Annotated in this window: 13 protein-coding genes and 1 pseudogene; 8 read left to right on the forward strand and 6 right to left on the reverse strand. The window is 61.7% G+C overall.

Annotated elements, in window-relative coordinates; all coding sequences use genetic code 11:
• Nucleotides 1-4: 4 nt before the first annotated feature.
• Complete coding sequence (gene dinG, locus CXP40_RS05500) at nt 5-2,149, reverse strand: ATP-dependent DNA helicase DinG (protein ID WP_106732972.1); 2,145 nt, start codon at nt 2,147-2,149, stop codon at nt 5-7.
• A gap of 140 nt (nt 2,150-2,289) precedes the next feature.
• Between dinG and CXP40_RS05505 the strand changes: the two genes are divergently transcribed.
• On the forward strand, nt 2,290-2,754 hold the full coding sequence (locus CXP40_RS05505) for a CopD family protein (protein ID WP_106732973.1): 465 nt from the start codon (nt 2,290-2,292) through the stop codon (nt 2,752-2,754).
• A gap of 49 nt (nt 2,755-2,803) precedes the next feature.
• On the opposite strand, the gene CXP40_RS05510 is transcribed toward CXP40_RS05505, so the two are convergent.
• The 3 genes and pseudogenes from CXP40_RS05510 to CXP40_RS23920 form a co-directional block, all read right to left on the reverse strand.
• Nucleotides 2,804-3,565 carry a hypothetical protein gene (locus CXP40_RS05510; RefSeq protein WP_106732974.1) on the reverse strand — a complete coding sequence of 254 codons (762 nt, stop codon included), beginning with the start codon at nt 3,563-3,565 and terminating at the stop codon, nt 2,804-2,806.
• Nucleotides 3,558-3,860 (reverse strand): DUF1145 domain-containing protein, encoded by a 303-nt coding sequence (locus CXP40_RS05515; protein ID WP_106732975.1) that lies wholly within the window; start codon nt 3,858-3,860, stop codon nt 3,558-3,560. The genes CXP40_RS05510 and CXP40_RS05515 overlap by 8 nt, the downstream gene beginning before the upstream one ends.
• Before the next feature lie 290 nt (nt 3,861-4,150).
• Nucleotides 4,151-4,504: pseudogene (locus tag CXP40_RS23920) on the reverse strand (OmpA family protein); the annotation flags it as partial.
• Nucleotides 4,505-4,943: 439 nt separating this feature from the next.
• On the opposite strand from CXP40_RS23920, the gene CXP40_RS05525 reads away from it, so the two are divergent.
• The 3 genes from CXP40_RS05525 to CXP40_RS05535 all read left to right on the forward strand — a co-directional run bounded on the left by CXP40_RS05525 (nt 4,944) and on the right by CXP40_RS05535 (nt 7,111).
• Entirely contained in the window at nt 4,944-5,441 is a 498-nt protein-coding gene (locus tag CXP40_RS05525) for a DUF6231 family protein (RefSeq protein WP_099522087.1), read from the forward strand.
• Nucleotides 5,442-5,445: 4 nt separating this feature from the next.
• Complete coding sequence (locus tag CXP40_RS05530; protein WP_106732977.1) at nt 5,446-5,928, forward strand: YchJ family protein; 483 nt, start codon at nt 5,446-5,448, stop codon at nt 5,926-5,928.
• A 67-nt stretch (nt 5,929-5,995) separates the two neighbouring features.
• Nucleotides 5,996-7,111 (forward strand): hypothetical protein, encoded by a 1,116-nt coding sequence (locus CXP40_RS05535; protein ID WP_106732978.1) that lies wholly within the window; start codon nt 5,996-5,998, stop codon nt 7,109-7,111.
• 66 nt (nt 7,112-7,177) lie between these two features.
• On the opposite strand, the gene CXP40_RS05540 is transcribed toward CXP40_RS05535, so the two are convergent.
• Nucleotides 7,178-7,732 (reverse strand): hypothetical protein, encoded by a 555-nt coding sequence (locus tag CXP40_RS05540; protein ID WP_106732979.1) that lies wholly within the window; start codon nt 7,730-7,732, stop codon nt 7,178-7,180.
• A 192-nt stretch (nt 7,733-7,924) separates the two neighbouring features.
• On the opposite strand from CXP40_RS05540, the gene CXP40_RS05545 reads away from it, so the two are divergent.
• The 4 genes from CXP40_RS05545 to CXP40_RS05560 all read left to right on the forward strand — a co-directional run bounded on the left by CXP40_RS05545 (nt 7,925) and on the right by CXP40_RS05560 (nt 11,719).
• Nucleotides 7,925-8,422 carry an LEA type 2 family protein gene (locus CXP40_RS05545; protein ID WP_106732980.1) on the forward strand — a complete coding sequence of 166 codons (498 nt, stop codon included), beginning with the start codon at nt 7,925-7,927 and terminating at the stop codon, nt 8,420-8,422.
• Between the two features lie 17 nt (nt 8,423-8,439).
• Complete coding sequence (locus tag CXP40_RS05550) at nt 8,440-8,634, forward strand: SEC-C metal-binding domain-containing protein (RefSeq protein ID WP_039964455.1); 195 nt, start codon at nt 8,440-8,442, stop codon at nt 8,632-8,634.
• Nucleotides 8,635-8,641: 7 nt separating this feature from the next.
• On the forward strand, nt 8,642-9,106 hold the full coding sequence (locus CXP40_RS05555; RefSeq protein WP_106732981.1) for a DUF2489 domain-containing protein: 465 nt from the start codon (nt 8,642-8,644) through the stop codon (nt 9,104-9,106).
• A 99-nt stretch (nt 9,107-9,205) separates the two neighbouring features.
• Nucleotides 9,206-11,719 (forward strand): penicillin acylase family protein, encoded by a 2,514-nt coding sequence (locus CXP40_RS05560; RefSeq protein ID WP_106732982.1) that lies wholly within the window; start codon nt 9,206-9,208, stop codon nt 11,717-11,719.
• Between the two features lie 247 nt (nt 11,720-11,966).
• Here CXP40_RS05560 and CXP40_RS05565 read toward each other — a convergent pair whose 3' ends face one another.
• Nucleotides 11,967-12,659, reverse strand: a complete 693-nt coding sequence (locus CXP40_RS05565; protein ID WP_106732983.1) for an NUDIX domain-containing protein — start codon at nt 12,657-12,659, stop codon at nt 11,967-11,969.
• Between the last annotated feature and the right edge of the window lie 122 nt (nt 12,660-12,781).

Raw genomic sequence — 12,781 nt, forward strand, 5'->3', positions numbered from 1 at the left:
TCAGTCAGTCGATCTGCCGGCGGAACGGCGGCAACGCATTGAGAATGGCCTTGCCGTAGCGCTGAGTAACCACACGCCGATCCAGCAGAGTGATGGTGCCGCGATCGGCCTCGGTACGCAGCAGGCGACCGCAGGCCTGCACCAGGCGCAGCGAGGCGTCCGGCACGGCGATTTCCATGAAGGGATTGCCGCCACGCGCCTCGATCCACTCGGCCAGCGCCGCTTCCACCGGGTCATCCGGCACGGCGAAGGGAATCTTGGCGATCACCACGTGCTCGCAGTAGGCACCGGGCAGGTCGACACCCTCGGCGAAACTGGCCAGGCCGAACAGCACGCTTTCCTCACCTGAATCGACACGCGCCTTGTGCTTGTTCAGGGTCTCCTGCTTGGACAGGTTGCCCTGAATGAACACCCGTTTGCGCCAGTCGCGATCCAGGCCGTCGAACACGTCCTGCATCTGCTTGCGCGAGGAGAACAACACCAGCGTCCCGCGACTGCCGGCCACCAGGTCTGGCAGCTCGCGAATAATCGCTGCCGTATGCACTGCCGCCTCGCGCGGGTCGGCCTTGAGATCAGGCACACGCAGCAGGCCGGCATCGGCATGATGGAAGGGGCTCGGCACGATGGCGGCGACCGCCACCTTGGGCAGGCCCGCACGCATGCGATAGCGGTCGAAGGTGCCCAGCGCGGTAAGCGTCGCGGACGTTACCAGGCAGCCATGGGCGACATTCCACAGGTTACGGCGCAGCGTCTCGGCGGCCAGGATCGGGCTGGCGTTGACCTCGATATCGAACAGCGCACCGCTCTCGGCCAGGGTCAACCAGCGCGCCATCGGCGGGCTTTCCTCCGGGTCTTCGGCGGTGAAGGCCAGCCAGAGCTCCCAGTTGCCCTTGGCGCGCGCCATCAGGCTGCCGAACAGCGGGTACCACTCCTCGGCCTGGTGGCTGGCGATGCCCACGGCGCCTTCGCCATCCATGGTTTCCTTGAGCAGCTCGGTAACCCCGGTGAACAGGTCGTTGAGCTTGGAAAAGCCCTTCTTCAACTCCAGCCCCAACTCGGTCAGATGCTCCGGCACCACGCCGCCGACGAAGCGGTGACGCGGGCGTTCGCGCCCTTCCATGTCCTCGCCGGCCTTGAAGTCGGCAATCTCTTCACAAACAGTGAACATGAATTGCTGCTGGGTCTTCAGCTCGCGGGCCAGCTCCGGCACCTGTTCGATCAGCCGGCCGATATCCCCCGGCAGCGGGTTCTGCGCCAGCAGCTTGGTCAGGTTCTTGTCGATCTGAGTCAGCCAGTCGGCGGTCGAGCGCAAGCGGGTGAAGTGGGCGAAATGGCCGATGGCCTTGTCCGGCAGGTGATGGCCTTCGTCGAATACGTAAATGGTTTCACGCGGGTCAGGCAACACTGCACCGCCGCCAAGGGCCAGATCGGCCAGCACCATGTCGTGGTTGGTGACGATCACATCGACCTTGCCCATGCCCTCGCGCGCCTTGTAGAAGGCGCACTGTTGAAAGTTCGGGCAATGACGATTGGTGCATTGGCTGTGGTCGGTGGTCAGCTGCGCCCAGCGCACGTCCTCCAGCTCCTCCGGCCAGCTGTCGCGGTCGCCGTCCCATTTGTTGCCGGCGAGCTTTTCGATCATCGCGGTGAACAGCTTCTGGCCCTGTTCATCCACATCGATGCGAAAACCCTCTTCCTCGAACAACTGCGCGGTAGCGCTCTGCGCGGCACCATCCTGCAGCAGGTGATCAAGCTTGGACAGGCACAGGTAACGGCCACGGCCCTTGGCCAGGGCGAAGCTGAAGTTCAGGCCGCTGTTGCGCAAAAGATCGGGCAGATCCTTGTGCACGATCTGCTCCTGCAGCGCCACGGTGGCGGTGGCAATCACCAGACGCTTGCCGGCGGCCTTGGCCGTGGGAATGGTGGCCAGGCTGTAAGCCACCGTCTTGCCGGTACCGGTGCCCGCCTCGACCGCCACCACGGCAGGATCACCCAGACGCTTACCCTCGTCATCGGTCTTGATGGTGCCGAGCACCTTGGCGATCTCGGCAATCATCAGCCGCTGGCCGTAGCGCGGCTTGAGCGACTTGGCCTCGAGAAAGCGCGAATAGGCGCCCTGGATCTGGGACTTGAGTTCGGTACTGAGCATGGATTCTGAAACGAAAAAGGCTGGATAAATTTTCAGTATTCGCGGAGCGGTCGCTATCATAGCGCGCCTGTCGATCTGGCGCAGACTCGCGTGCCAATCGAATCAACCAAGCTGCCAAACGGACCCTCTGGAGATATCGCATGACACCTTACGCACCGCTCTATGCGCTACACCTGCTGGCCGCCGTCGTCTGGGTCGGCGGCATGTTCTTCGCCTGGATGATTCTGCGCCCGGCAGCGGTGGAAATACTGGAGCCGCCAGCACGCCTGCGCCTGTGGCTGAGTGTGTTCAAACGCTTCTTCGTCTGGGTCTGGCTGGCGGTACTGATCTTGCCTGTGACCGGCATGGGCATGCTGCACATGGGCTACAGCGGCTTCGAAGCAGCGCCGCGCTATGTGCACATCATGATGGGCTTGTACCTGGTGATGCTCGCCCTGTTCCTGCGTATTCAAGCACTGCAGCTACCGGAGCTGCGGCGCGCCGTGGAGGCCGAGAATTGGCCGGCAGGCGGCGAGGTGCTGGGGCGAATTCGCAGGATCGTAGGCAGCAATCTGTTGATCGGCCTGGCACTGATGACGCTGGTGGCCATGCGGCCGTCATTCTGATCGATGACGCAGCCCTCGCTGGCAATGAGCGACCGAGGGCTGGGTCGGGTCAGAAACGAAACACCTGCACGGCGCCACTGCGACCTGCAGCGCCTTCGCGCCCAGGCTGACCGGGTTTGCCATCGGCAGCCCCCTCTACGCCATAGACCAGGCAACCCTTGGCGGCCCCGCCACGGCCGGGGCGCCCCGCCGAACCAGCTGCACCACCCGCGCCACCGTCGAGCAATACCTGCATGCGCTCGACCTCGACATGGTGCGGCACTTCCAGAACCACGTTGCCGCCTGCTGCGCCTTCATGCCCATCGGTACCGTCCTGGCCATCATAGCCAGCGCTGGCCTGGCCCCAGGTGCAACCACCCGGCTGCCCATGCGCGCCATCGAGTCCGGCATAACCCGGTCTGCCTTGCCCACCTCGTACATCCAGGGTCAGCGATTCGAATGTCAGCTTGTGCAACTTGAGCTTGATCTCCCGACCAGGAGTGGCTGGCCGGGTGTACGTACCAGCGGCGCCTTTGGCACTGATCCAGGCGCCCGGGCCGATATCGGCATCCTCAACCACCAGACGCAGTGGCTGCTCGCTGGGCGCTACGCCAATACGTGCGTCGCGGCCCATCAGCAACTCGCCGATATGCAGCTCGGTCACCGTTGCAGGAATCATCAGGGTGGCCTGATCCGCCACCTCCAGTCGCTCAAGCTGCAGACTGCTGCTGGCGACCGGTAAGCGCATCAAGGTATTGGAAGGCACCTTGACCTGCGTAGCAGCAAGTGAAGTACCCGCGAACAGGCAGAGCAACAGCGTGAAACTACGCATGAGTAGCCTCCTCAAACGCTGCTGCCATGCATTCGGATTTGTGCTCTACCTTCAGCGGGTAGAGGTGGAAAATGCCGAACAGCAGGACCTGTAGACGATCCAGCCAGGGGCTAGCGCGACCGGACAGGAGGTCTGAAAACAGCCACAGTTGCACGCCATGCAGCAACGCAAGAAAGGCCGCGAGCACATAGACGAGTTGTTCGAACGGGGTACCGAAACGCTTGGCCAGCGCCGCCCCGAATACCAGCCAGAAGGCCAAGGCCAGTACCTTGCCCATCGTCAACAATGTTTTCATCCCCGCCCTCTTGCGCAGCTATTTTCTAATTAGCGCTGCACGTTACCCCCTCGCAACAATGACCACCAGAGCGACGAATATTTTTTAACGACTTTGTTTATCACCCGCGAACGCCAGAGTGCCCCGCTGCATCCGTCATGGGCGCGGCCCACTATCAGCGAGGAGGTGCAGGTACAAGGAGATTGCGCGCAAGCCGCGGTCAGCGACAGATTCCGCACAAGAAAAGGCCCGACCGATGAAAATCGGTTGGGCCTTTTCGGGTGACGCCTTATCCGGTTGAGCGAAGCGCCTTACGGCTGAGCTTCGACCTCGGCTTCTACGCGACGGTTGATGGCACGGCCATCAGCAGTGGCGTTGTCAGCAACCGGGCGGCTCTCGCCATAGCCCACCGCCTGCACACGGCCGGACTCGACACCGTACTGGTTGACCAGAACGTCGCGAACGGCACTGGCACGGCGCTCGGACAGACCCTGGTTGTAAGCATCGCTGCCCACGGAGTCGGTGTGACCTTCAACCACTGTGCTGGTCTGCGGATACTGTTTCATGAAGTCGGCCAGGGCTTTGATATCGCCGTAGCTTTCCTGCTTGACCTGGGCCTTGTCGAAGTCGAACTTGACGTCCAGTTCGACACGAACGGCTTCGGCCGGCTCGGCAACGGCAACCTCCTCGACAACGACTTCTTCGACAACGGCAACCTGCTGCTCTTCGGCACCGTGTACCCAGCAATAGGCTGCGGCCATACCGGCACCCACCAGCGCACCACCACCTGCCCAGGTAGAACTTTCGATTGCCCCTAACGCCGCACCACCCACACCGCCTACAGCTGCGCAGGTGGGCCAGTCGGTTTTCTGCAGGCCGGCACAGCCGGTCAGCAGGGTACTAGCCAGAATCAGGGGTACTGCGTTCCTTGTGATACTCATACTTTAGGTCTCCAATGTTCATCGGCCCATAACCGACTCAATAGTAGTAAAGACAGGAGTTGTACAATCCGCCAGCTATAGCAGCTTCTGCGGATAATTTTCTCTCACTCTAGGCCTGATACCGACACCACGTTAGTCTTTGCAGACTTTTCGAGGAAGTTCGATGACCGCCAGCCTTAGCACCCGTACTCCACAGCAAGCCATTGCGGCACTGCTTGCCCGCTATACCCCCGAGAAACTGCTGTTGCTCGGGGCAAGCGAACTACCCGCAGTCAGCGCCTTTCAAAGCGCCCACCCGCAGTGTCAGGTCACCACCGCACCTGCTGCCCCCCTGGCGCCTGAACTGGCCGCACAGCGCTTCGACCTGGCAATTCTGGTCGACTGTCTGGAGCACTTACCCAAACGCGATGGACTGCAACTACTGGGCGGCATCCGCAACCTCAATGCCAGCCGGGTCGCCGTATTGCTCGACCTGAAGGCATGTGGTTGGCAGGAAACCGATCTTTTCGCCCTGGCTTTGCAAGCCAGTGAACAGTTCCAGCGCGAAGGACAGACCCTGCATCTGTTCACCTATGATCTGCTTGATTACAAGCAAGTTCCCGACTGGTTGAACGCAAAATTCTGGGCTAATCCACAAAACTTCGGCAAATACTGGTGGTAGAGCGATGAACCCACTCGATCCCAATTGCCCCTGCGGCAGCGGCAGCCTGCTGAGCCAGTGCTGCGGTCGCTATCATGCGGGGGCCCACGCTCCCAGCGCGGAACTGTTGATGCGCTCGCGCTACACAGCTTATGTACTGGGCCTGGTGGACTATCTTGTCGCCACCACTTTGCCTGCCCAGCAACAGGCGCTCGACCACGACGCGATGGCTGCCTGGAGTGCGCAGAGCACCTGGCTGGGACTGGAAGTAGAGGGCAGCGAGGTATTCGGCGGCAAACCGGAGCACGCCCAGGTCACCTTCGTCGCCCGTTGGCACGATGACAACGGCGAACATCGTCACCGCGAATGCTCCGCTTTCGTTCAGGTGGACGGACGCTGGTTCTTTCTCGACCCCACGGCGCCACTGAAAGCCGGACGCAATGACCCGTGCCCCTGCCAAGGCGGGCAGAAGTTCAAGAAGTGCTGTGCGCCCTACCTGAGTGCCTGATTGGCGTTAATCCTGCTTTCTGCTTCAGTTGAAACGTCCCGCGAGGACACTCAACAAAGAGAAAGCCATGCACAAGAAAAGTGGTATCGCTCTTATCCTGGCCGGCCTGCTAGCAGGCTGCGCCAACCAGCCCGGCGGGCTGCAAGGGGAAACGCTGGATCTGGGTGACAGCCAGCGCGTCAGCCGCCTGTTCGCCTACCCGAACAACTGCAGCGTGATCTGCTACCGCGACTGGACGCTGGAACAGACGGTCGAACACTACCTGCAGCAGAGCCTGACGCGCGATGGCTACACCCAGGCCAACGTGCGCGTAACACGCAACGGGGAACGCATTCATGCCACCTTCGACGGCGCGCCAACGGATTACGGCAAGCCGCTGCTGCAATTGCTCGACACCGGTGACCTGGCCTATCAGGGCGCCAGCCAGCTGAATCGTGACGGAAAATGGCAGTACAACTGGTACTTCTTCCTGCCCCTGGGCATGGCCCTGGAGAACCGCAAGAGCGTCGAGTTGCTGCACTTCCCGCCGGACTACTCACTGACCCAGGCTCAGGATTACCTGCGTTCGAGCACCACAGACCGCTGGGCCTCCCTGCTCAGTTTCAATGGTGTACAACCAGAACACACACCCGCTTATCAGACCATCGTCGACATCGCTCCGATTGCCGCCCCAGCCAGTGCCGGCAGTGCTCTGGAAGGCGTCTATGGCTACTTCACCAGCTATCAACGGCGCATGGTCAGCGAACTCAGCCACGGCCCGGGGAATACCAGCCTGCCGATGGTCGCCTTTGGTGCGCCGGTGCGCAGCTGGATCACACAGCAATACGGAGTGAATCTGCCGGTGCTGGGCCTCGGCCAGATCGAGGCGAGGCCTGGACAGCAGGTCCCCGTGCTCGGCGCCAATCATCCAAGCTATATCTGGTATGCCGCCGACCCTGCCAACAACAAGGGCAGCGAGGCCGCCGCCAACGCAGCCGGGATCAAGGTCATGGGGCAGGACCTGAGCGCCGCCTGCTGGCAAGCCGGTATGGGCCAGCAACCCACAGCTGATCCGCAGCAGACGCTGAGCACCTGCACCGAGAAATGGCAGGTGACGAAGAAACTGCAAACCTGCGAGCTGTTCTTCACCAGCGTGCGTAACCTCAAACCTGAAGAGGCCGCCACCAAGTGCAAGGCTGGTTAGCAGCCTGAACGCAAAAACGCCGTGGCTGCCTGGGCAGCTCACGGCGCTTCATTGCCTGCTGGACAGTCAATCCTGCAGTTTCAGGTGCGAGGTATCCGGCTCAGGAGCAGGAGCTACGGGCTTGGCTTGCCCCATATCGCTACCGACGGGGGCCAGACTGAACTGCGAAAGATCGACCTGTGGTGCTGCAGTGTCGGGTCTGGCGTCCTGCAGATTACTGCCTACCGGAGCGATATCGAAATCCGGGGCATCCACATCACTGAACGCGGCCATGTACTCATCTCGGGGAGCGACCTGCAGGCGACCCGGCCTGGTCGCAGCGGGGATGGCTACCGGCGCAGGTTCCGACTGTACGGGCGGCGGCGGAGCCAGCTCGACCTCTTCGATCACCACGTCCATGTCGACGACCTCGACCCGAGCACCAGCCCGTTCCAGGGTCGCACGGTATTTCTCCGCGGCAGCGGCATCAAGGTTGTTCTTGATCACGATGCGACGCCCAGAGAATAACTGGGCAATGCGCTGAGCATCGGCCTGGAACAGCTTGGCCATATTGGCTTTGACCAGCTCCGGCTGGGCGCCCGGCACCAGTTGCCCGGAGAAGACGATCTCGTAGCGACTCATGGTCACACTCCTGTCCTATTCGCCGCTCAGTATGGCGCAGGTTCCTTTGCCCCGACACTGCAGGCTTCTCATTCATGCTCTCCCGAACCTCGACAGCACCAGACCACCCCACTATCTCATTGAAAATAATGAGTGCTTCCCCGTTGCAGCCAAGCGCTTGCTTGTTACACTGAGCCGCAATGGGGGTATGAAATGCTTTCTCAGGCGCAAATGATAAGAATTATCAGCCTATTGATGTTTTTTGGCCTGCTTTCAGGCCTGACAGGATGCTCCACCTGGATGACAGGTGGCTTCAAGGACCCGGACGTCCAACTCATCAAAGTTGATGTGGTCAAGGCCAGGCTGCTCGAACAGGAGTTCCGCCTGCGCTTTCGAATCGACAATCCCAACGGCGTCAGCCTGCCGGTGCGTGGGCTGGACTACAACGTCCATCTCAACGGCATCCAACTGGCCGAGGGTTACTCCAACGAGTGGTTCACCGTGCCCGCCCACGGCCACCACACCTTCGAAGTACCGGTGCGCACCAACCTCTGGCGTCATGTGCGACAGATCGTCAAAGCGCTGGAAAAACCGAACGAGCCAATTCGCTACAGCCTCAAGGGCCAGGTAAAAACCGGTATGTTATTCGGCCGCAGCGTGCACATGGCGCGCAATGGAGAGATAATTCCCGGCGATTTCATCCCCGAATAACCTGCATGAGTAACACCATGAGCAACCAACCCCACGTCCACGGCCCTGACTGCAACCATGACCACGATCATCACGATCACGACCATGTGCACGGCCCGCACTGCAACCACGGCCATCAGGAGCCCGTGCGCAACGCGTTGAAGGATGTCGGCCGTAACGATCCTTGCCCGTGCGGCAGCGAGAAGAAATTCAAGAAGTGCCACGGCGCCTGAACCGCGCATGGATGCTCTGAGCCTCACCCTGCTCCTGACCGGCCTGCTGCTGATCGCAGCGCTGGCCGCCTATGCCTGGCACCTGTGGCGCCGCGTATGGGCAAACCAGCGCGTGCGCGACGAAGCACAGCAAGAACGCCAACAACGTATCGGCGGCGATCTGAACATTCTCGCCAGCGGCCTGCTCGACGAACAGTTGCCGCTGATCGAAGGAGCCATCCGAATCAAGGTGCTGCTCGACAACTATGACAGCGCCTTGAGCAATGACAGCCGTTGCCAGGTGTTCCATCTGCTCTTCGAGGCGACCGCCGAGGTGCCCACGCACGCGGGCTGGAAAGCGCTGGACAAGGCCGAACGGCGCCGCTTCGAGAAACGCTTCACCGAACTGGAGCTACAACACAAGGCTGCTGCGCGTGTCGCTGCACGCTGGTTGCTGGATGAAGGGTTGAAGAGGCATCAGGCGAACGCCTGAGGCCTCTTGCCAGGTCGCGGTAGCCTCATTACCTTGGCGCCTTTGTGGCCGGTCCCTGTGTGACCGGCCTCGACCGACCGCACACCAAGGAAATTCGCCATGCGCACGCTGGCCTGCCTGACTCTCGCCGCCTCACTGACCAGCCTCGCCGGCTGCCAGTCCCTGCTCAATAGCCGTTATGCCGACAGCGTGCCACCGACGCGCGGCGTCGAGCGCATTCAGGGCGTGGCAGAAAGTGCATCGGTGCGACGCAATGCCCTCGGCATGCCACTGATCGAATCGAGCAATTTCCACGACGCCCTGTTTACCCTGGGCTACGTGCATGCGGGTGATCGTCTCAGCCAGATGGTCGGCATGCGTCTGCTGGCTCAGGGCCGCCTGGCCGAAATGGCAGGGCCCGGCGTGCTGGAAATGGACCGGTTCATGCGCGCGGTCAACCTGAAAAAGAGTGCGGAAATTCTCTACGCCGACGCCTCGCCACGCCTGAAACGTTTCTTCGAAGTCTATTCGCGCGGCGTAAACGCCTATCTGTTCCGCTACCGCGATCGCCTGCCGATGGATCTGGCCGAATCCGGCTACCGTCCCGAGTACTGGAAGCCCGAGGACTCGGTGCTGTTGTTCTGCCTGCTCAACTTCGGTCTGGCGGTGAACATGCAGGAAGAGATCGCCGCGCTGACCATGGCCCAGCGCGTGGGCACCGACAAGCTGCCCTGGCTGCTGCCGATCTACCCAGACGAGCCGCTGCCCTTCGCCGAAGCAGAAAAACTCGCCGGTCTCGACCTCAAGGGCCAGCTACCGGGCCTGCAGGCAATTTCCCGCACCGCAGCACAGATCGCCGAACAGCACATGCTCGGCGTCGCTGCCTCGAACAACTGGGCCATCGCCCCGCAACGCAGCCGTGGCGGCAAGAGCCTGCTGGCCAATGACACACACCTGCCGCTGAGCATGCCTTCGCTATGGAGCTTCGTGCAGATCCGCTCGCCCAAATACCAAGCCGCGGGCATCTCCCTGGCGGGCGTACCGGCAGTAGTCGCCGGCTACAACGGCAAGCTGGCCTGGGGCATGACCATGGTCATGGGTGACAACCAGGACATCTACCTGGAGCGCATCAAACGCGAAGGCAGCCGCCTGATGTACCAGGCCGACGGCAAATGGCTGCCGGTCGCCGAACGCCAGGAGACCTTCTTCATCAAGGGCCAACGCCCGATTCGCGAAACGCTTTACGAGACCCGTAACGGTCCGCTACTCAACTCGGTGCTGGGCGAACGCAAGCATATGCTGCAGCCCCTGGCTCTGCAGAGCGGTTACGGCCTGGCGCTGAAAACCACGCAATTCGAGCGTGATCAGAGCCTCGACGCCTTCTTCGACCTGTCGCGCGCGCAGTCGGTGGACCAGGCCTTCGAAGCGACGCGGGAAATCCGCGCCATGCCGCTGAACATCGTCTTCGCAGACGCCCAGCACATTGGCTGGCAGGTCACCGGCCGCTACCCGAACCGCCGCGAAGGTCGCGGCCTGCTGCCCTCCCCCGGCTGGGACGAGCGCTACGCCTGGGATGGCTTCGCTGACCCGATGCTCCACCCCTACGATCAGGACCCGCCGCAAGGTTGGCTGGGTACCGCCAATGAGCGCAGCGTGCCGCCCGGCTACGGCATGCAGCTGTCCAGCTCCTGGTACTACCCGGAGCGCGCCGAGCGCATTGCCGAGCTGGCCGGCAACGGTCGTCACGATGGCCGCAGCATGATCGCCATGCAGTACGACCAGACCTCGCCCTTCGTCGCCAAATTGCAGGCCATGTTCAACGACCCGGCCATGCACGACTCGTTGCGCCAGGCCATCGCCGCCCTGCCGGCTGGGCAACGCGCACGTGCCGACGAAGCGCTGAAACGCCTGCTGGCGTTCGACGGCAAGCTCGCTGCCAGCTCTGCTGATGCCGCCATCTACGGCGCCTTCCTGCATGAGAGTGCACGACATATCTTCCTCGACGAACTGGGCCCGGAAGACAGCCCGGCCTGGCAGGCGCTGGTGCAAGCCGCAAACACCTCCTATTCGGCACAGGCCGATCACATGCTCGGCCGTGCCGACAGCCCCTTCTGGAATGACATCCGCACGCCAGAGCAGGAAGACAAACCGACTATCCTCGCGCGCAGCCTGGCCGCCAGCATCGAGTTGCTGGAGAGCCGGTTGGGCACGGAGCGGCGCGACTGGCAGTGGGGCAAGCTGCACACCTATGAGTGGGTGACCGATACCACGCGCATGGCGCCTTACATGAGCGCCAGTCAACGCAGCAGCATCAACGCCTTGAAAGGTTATCTGGATCGCGGCCCCTATCCGGCCGGAGGCGACCACAGCACGCTGAACGTCTCTGCCTACGCCTGGGGCCAGGACTTCAATACCTTCCTCATCCCGGCCATGCGTATCGTGGTGGATTTTGCCGCCGACGAGCCGTTGGTCGGCGTCAACAGCTCAGGGCAGTCGGGCAACCCAGCCAGCCCGCACTACGCCGACGGCATCGAGGCATGGCTCAAGGGCGGCTACATGAGCTTCCCGTTCAAGGCAGAGAATCTGGACAAGGTTTATGGCAATCAGCGCCTGTTGCTGATGCCGGCCAAGTAATGACCGTTCGTCGGGCGGCGCTGAACCTTTGCCTCAGCGCCCCACTCTGAATAATCGACTTACTCCATAGATCATCGTTTTAAGGCGCCCTTGGCGCCTTTTCTTTTGCCCCGAAGAAAAAGATGGCTTTTTTCCATCACCGGATGGAACTTCTCGGACAAAGCAGGTTCAGAGACTATGCATCGATTGAAATGCTCCCCTGGCGCCTCTGGCGCCTATTTTTTTGCCTGCAATTCGGGAGCACCTGCTAAGCCAGCAGGCTGCGGTCGAAGATAAACGCCTCACCCGCGTGTGGGCTATGCGCCAGTAGGTTCTGCGGTCGCCCCATCTTCGGGTAATTCTTTTCGCCGGTATCACTGATCCAGCCTTGCGCCTTCATCCGCTCCAGCCTCCCGCGCAAGGTGGTGTGTTGCACAGGCTCACCCAGACACCCCTGAAATGCCGTCAGCGCATCGGTCACGGTGAATCGCGGTGCCAGCAGGTACAGCGGCAACGAGCTGTAGACCGACTTGCCACGCAGCCGCTCGGCTGCCAGGCGCACCAGTTGCGTATGGTCGAACGGCAATGCCTGTTCCCCTGCAATGACGCCCGCCAACTCGACGAACCGCAGGTGTTCATCCTGCGGCTCTGCATCAGACGCCAACAGCGCCAGGTAGCAGGTGCTCAGCGACCAGCCGCGCGGATCACGCAGACCATTACCGACTGTCGCCACCTGCTCCAGATACTGCGGTTGCAGGCGCGCCTTGTCGGCCAGTGCACGGGCAGCGGCGGCGTCCAGGCTGGCATCGGCACAACGGCCGTTGACCAGCACGCCCGGCAGCGCCCATTGCCCAGCGTAAGGTTCACGCTGGCGACGCAACAGAAGCACCTGTAGCGTCCCCTCCTCGCTCAAGCGCAGAGCAACGATATCCACCCCGGCCAGCACCTCAACTGCACTCATCCTGTTGCTTGCTCCTTCATGTACTTATTTCATCTTGACCAATAACTCATATTTTTTCACGCAGGATTTGGCGAAAACACTTGACTACATATTTCATCAGATGAAATATGTAGTCACTCACC

Origin of the sequence: Pseudomonas sp. YY-1, assembly GCF_002843095.1 — a bacterium.
In the GTDB taxonomy this organism is placed as follows: domain Bacteria; phylum Pseudomonadota; class Gammaproteobacteria; order Pseudomonadales; family Pseudomonadaceae; genus Aquipseudomonas; species Aquipseudomonas sediminis_A.

Coding starts and splice junctions, on each gene's coding strand:
- CXP40_RS05510 (WP_106732974.1), bottom strand. CDS start 3,565: ATGCGTAGTTTCACGCTGTTGCTCTGCCTGTTCGCGGGTACTTCACTT.
- CXP40_RS05555 (WP_106732981.1), top strand. CDS start 8,642: ATGGATGCTCTGAGCCTCACCCTGCTCCTGACCGGCCTGCTGCTGATC.
- CXP40_RS05525 (WP_099522087.1), top strand. CDS start 4,944: ATGACCGCCAGCCTTAGCACCCGTACTCCACAGCAAGCCATTGCGGCA.
- CXP40_RS05560 (WP_106732982.1), top strand. CDS start 9,206: ATGCGCACGCTGGCCTGCCTGACTCTCGCCGCCTCACTGACCAGCCTC.
- CXP40_RS05535 (WP_106732978.1), top strand. CDS start 5,996: ATGCACAAGAAAAGTGGTATCGCTCTTATCCTGGCCGGCCTGCTAGCA.
- CXP40_RS05530 (WP_106732977.1), top strand. CDS start 5,446: ATGAACCCACTCGATCCCAATTGCCCCTGCGGCAGCGGCAGCCTGCTG.
- CXP40_RS05550 (WP_039964455.1), top strand. CDS start 8,440: ATGAGCAACCAACCCCACGTCCACGGCCCTGACTGCAACCATGACCAC.
- CXP40_RS05565 (WP_106732983.1), bottom strand. CDS start 12,659: ATGAGTGCAGTTGAGGTGCTGGCCGGGGTGGATATCGTTGCTCTGCGC.
- CXP40_RS05505 (WP_106732973.1), top strand. CDS start 2,290: ATGACACCTTACGCACCGCTCTATGCGCTACACCTGCTGGCCGCCGTC.
- CXP40_RS05515 (WP_106732975.1), bottom strand. CDS start 3,860: ATGAAAACATTGTTGACGATGGGCAAGGTACTGGCCTTGGCCTTCTGG.
- CXP40_RS05540 (WP_106732979.1), bottom strand. CDS start 7,732: ATGAGTCGCTACGAGATCGTCTTCTCCGGGCAACTGGTGCCGGGCGCC.
- dinG (WP_106732972.1), bottom strand. CDS start 2,149: ATGCTCAGTACCGAACTCAAGTCCCAGATCCAGGGCGCCTATTCGCGC.
- CXP40_RS05545 (WP_106732980.1), top strand. CDS start 7,925: ATGCTTTCTCAGGCGCAAATGATAAGAATTATCAGCCTATTGATGTTT.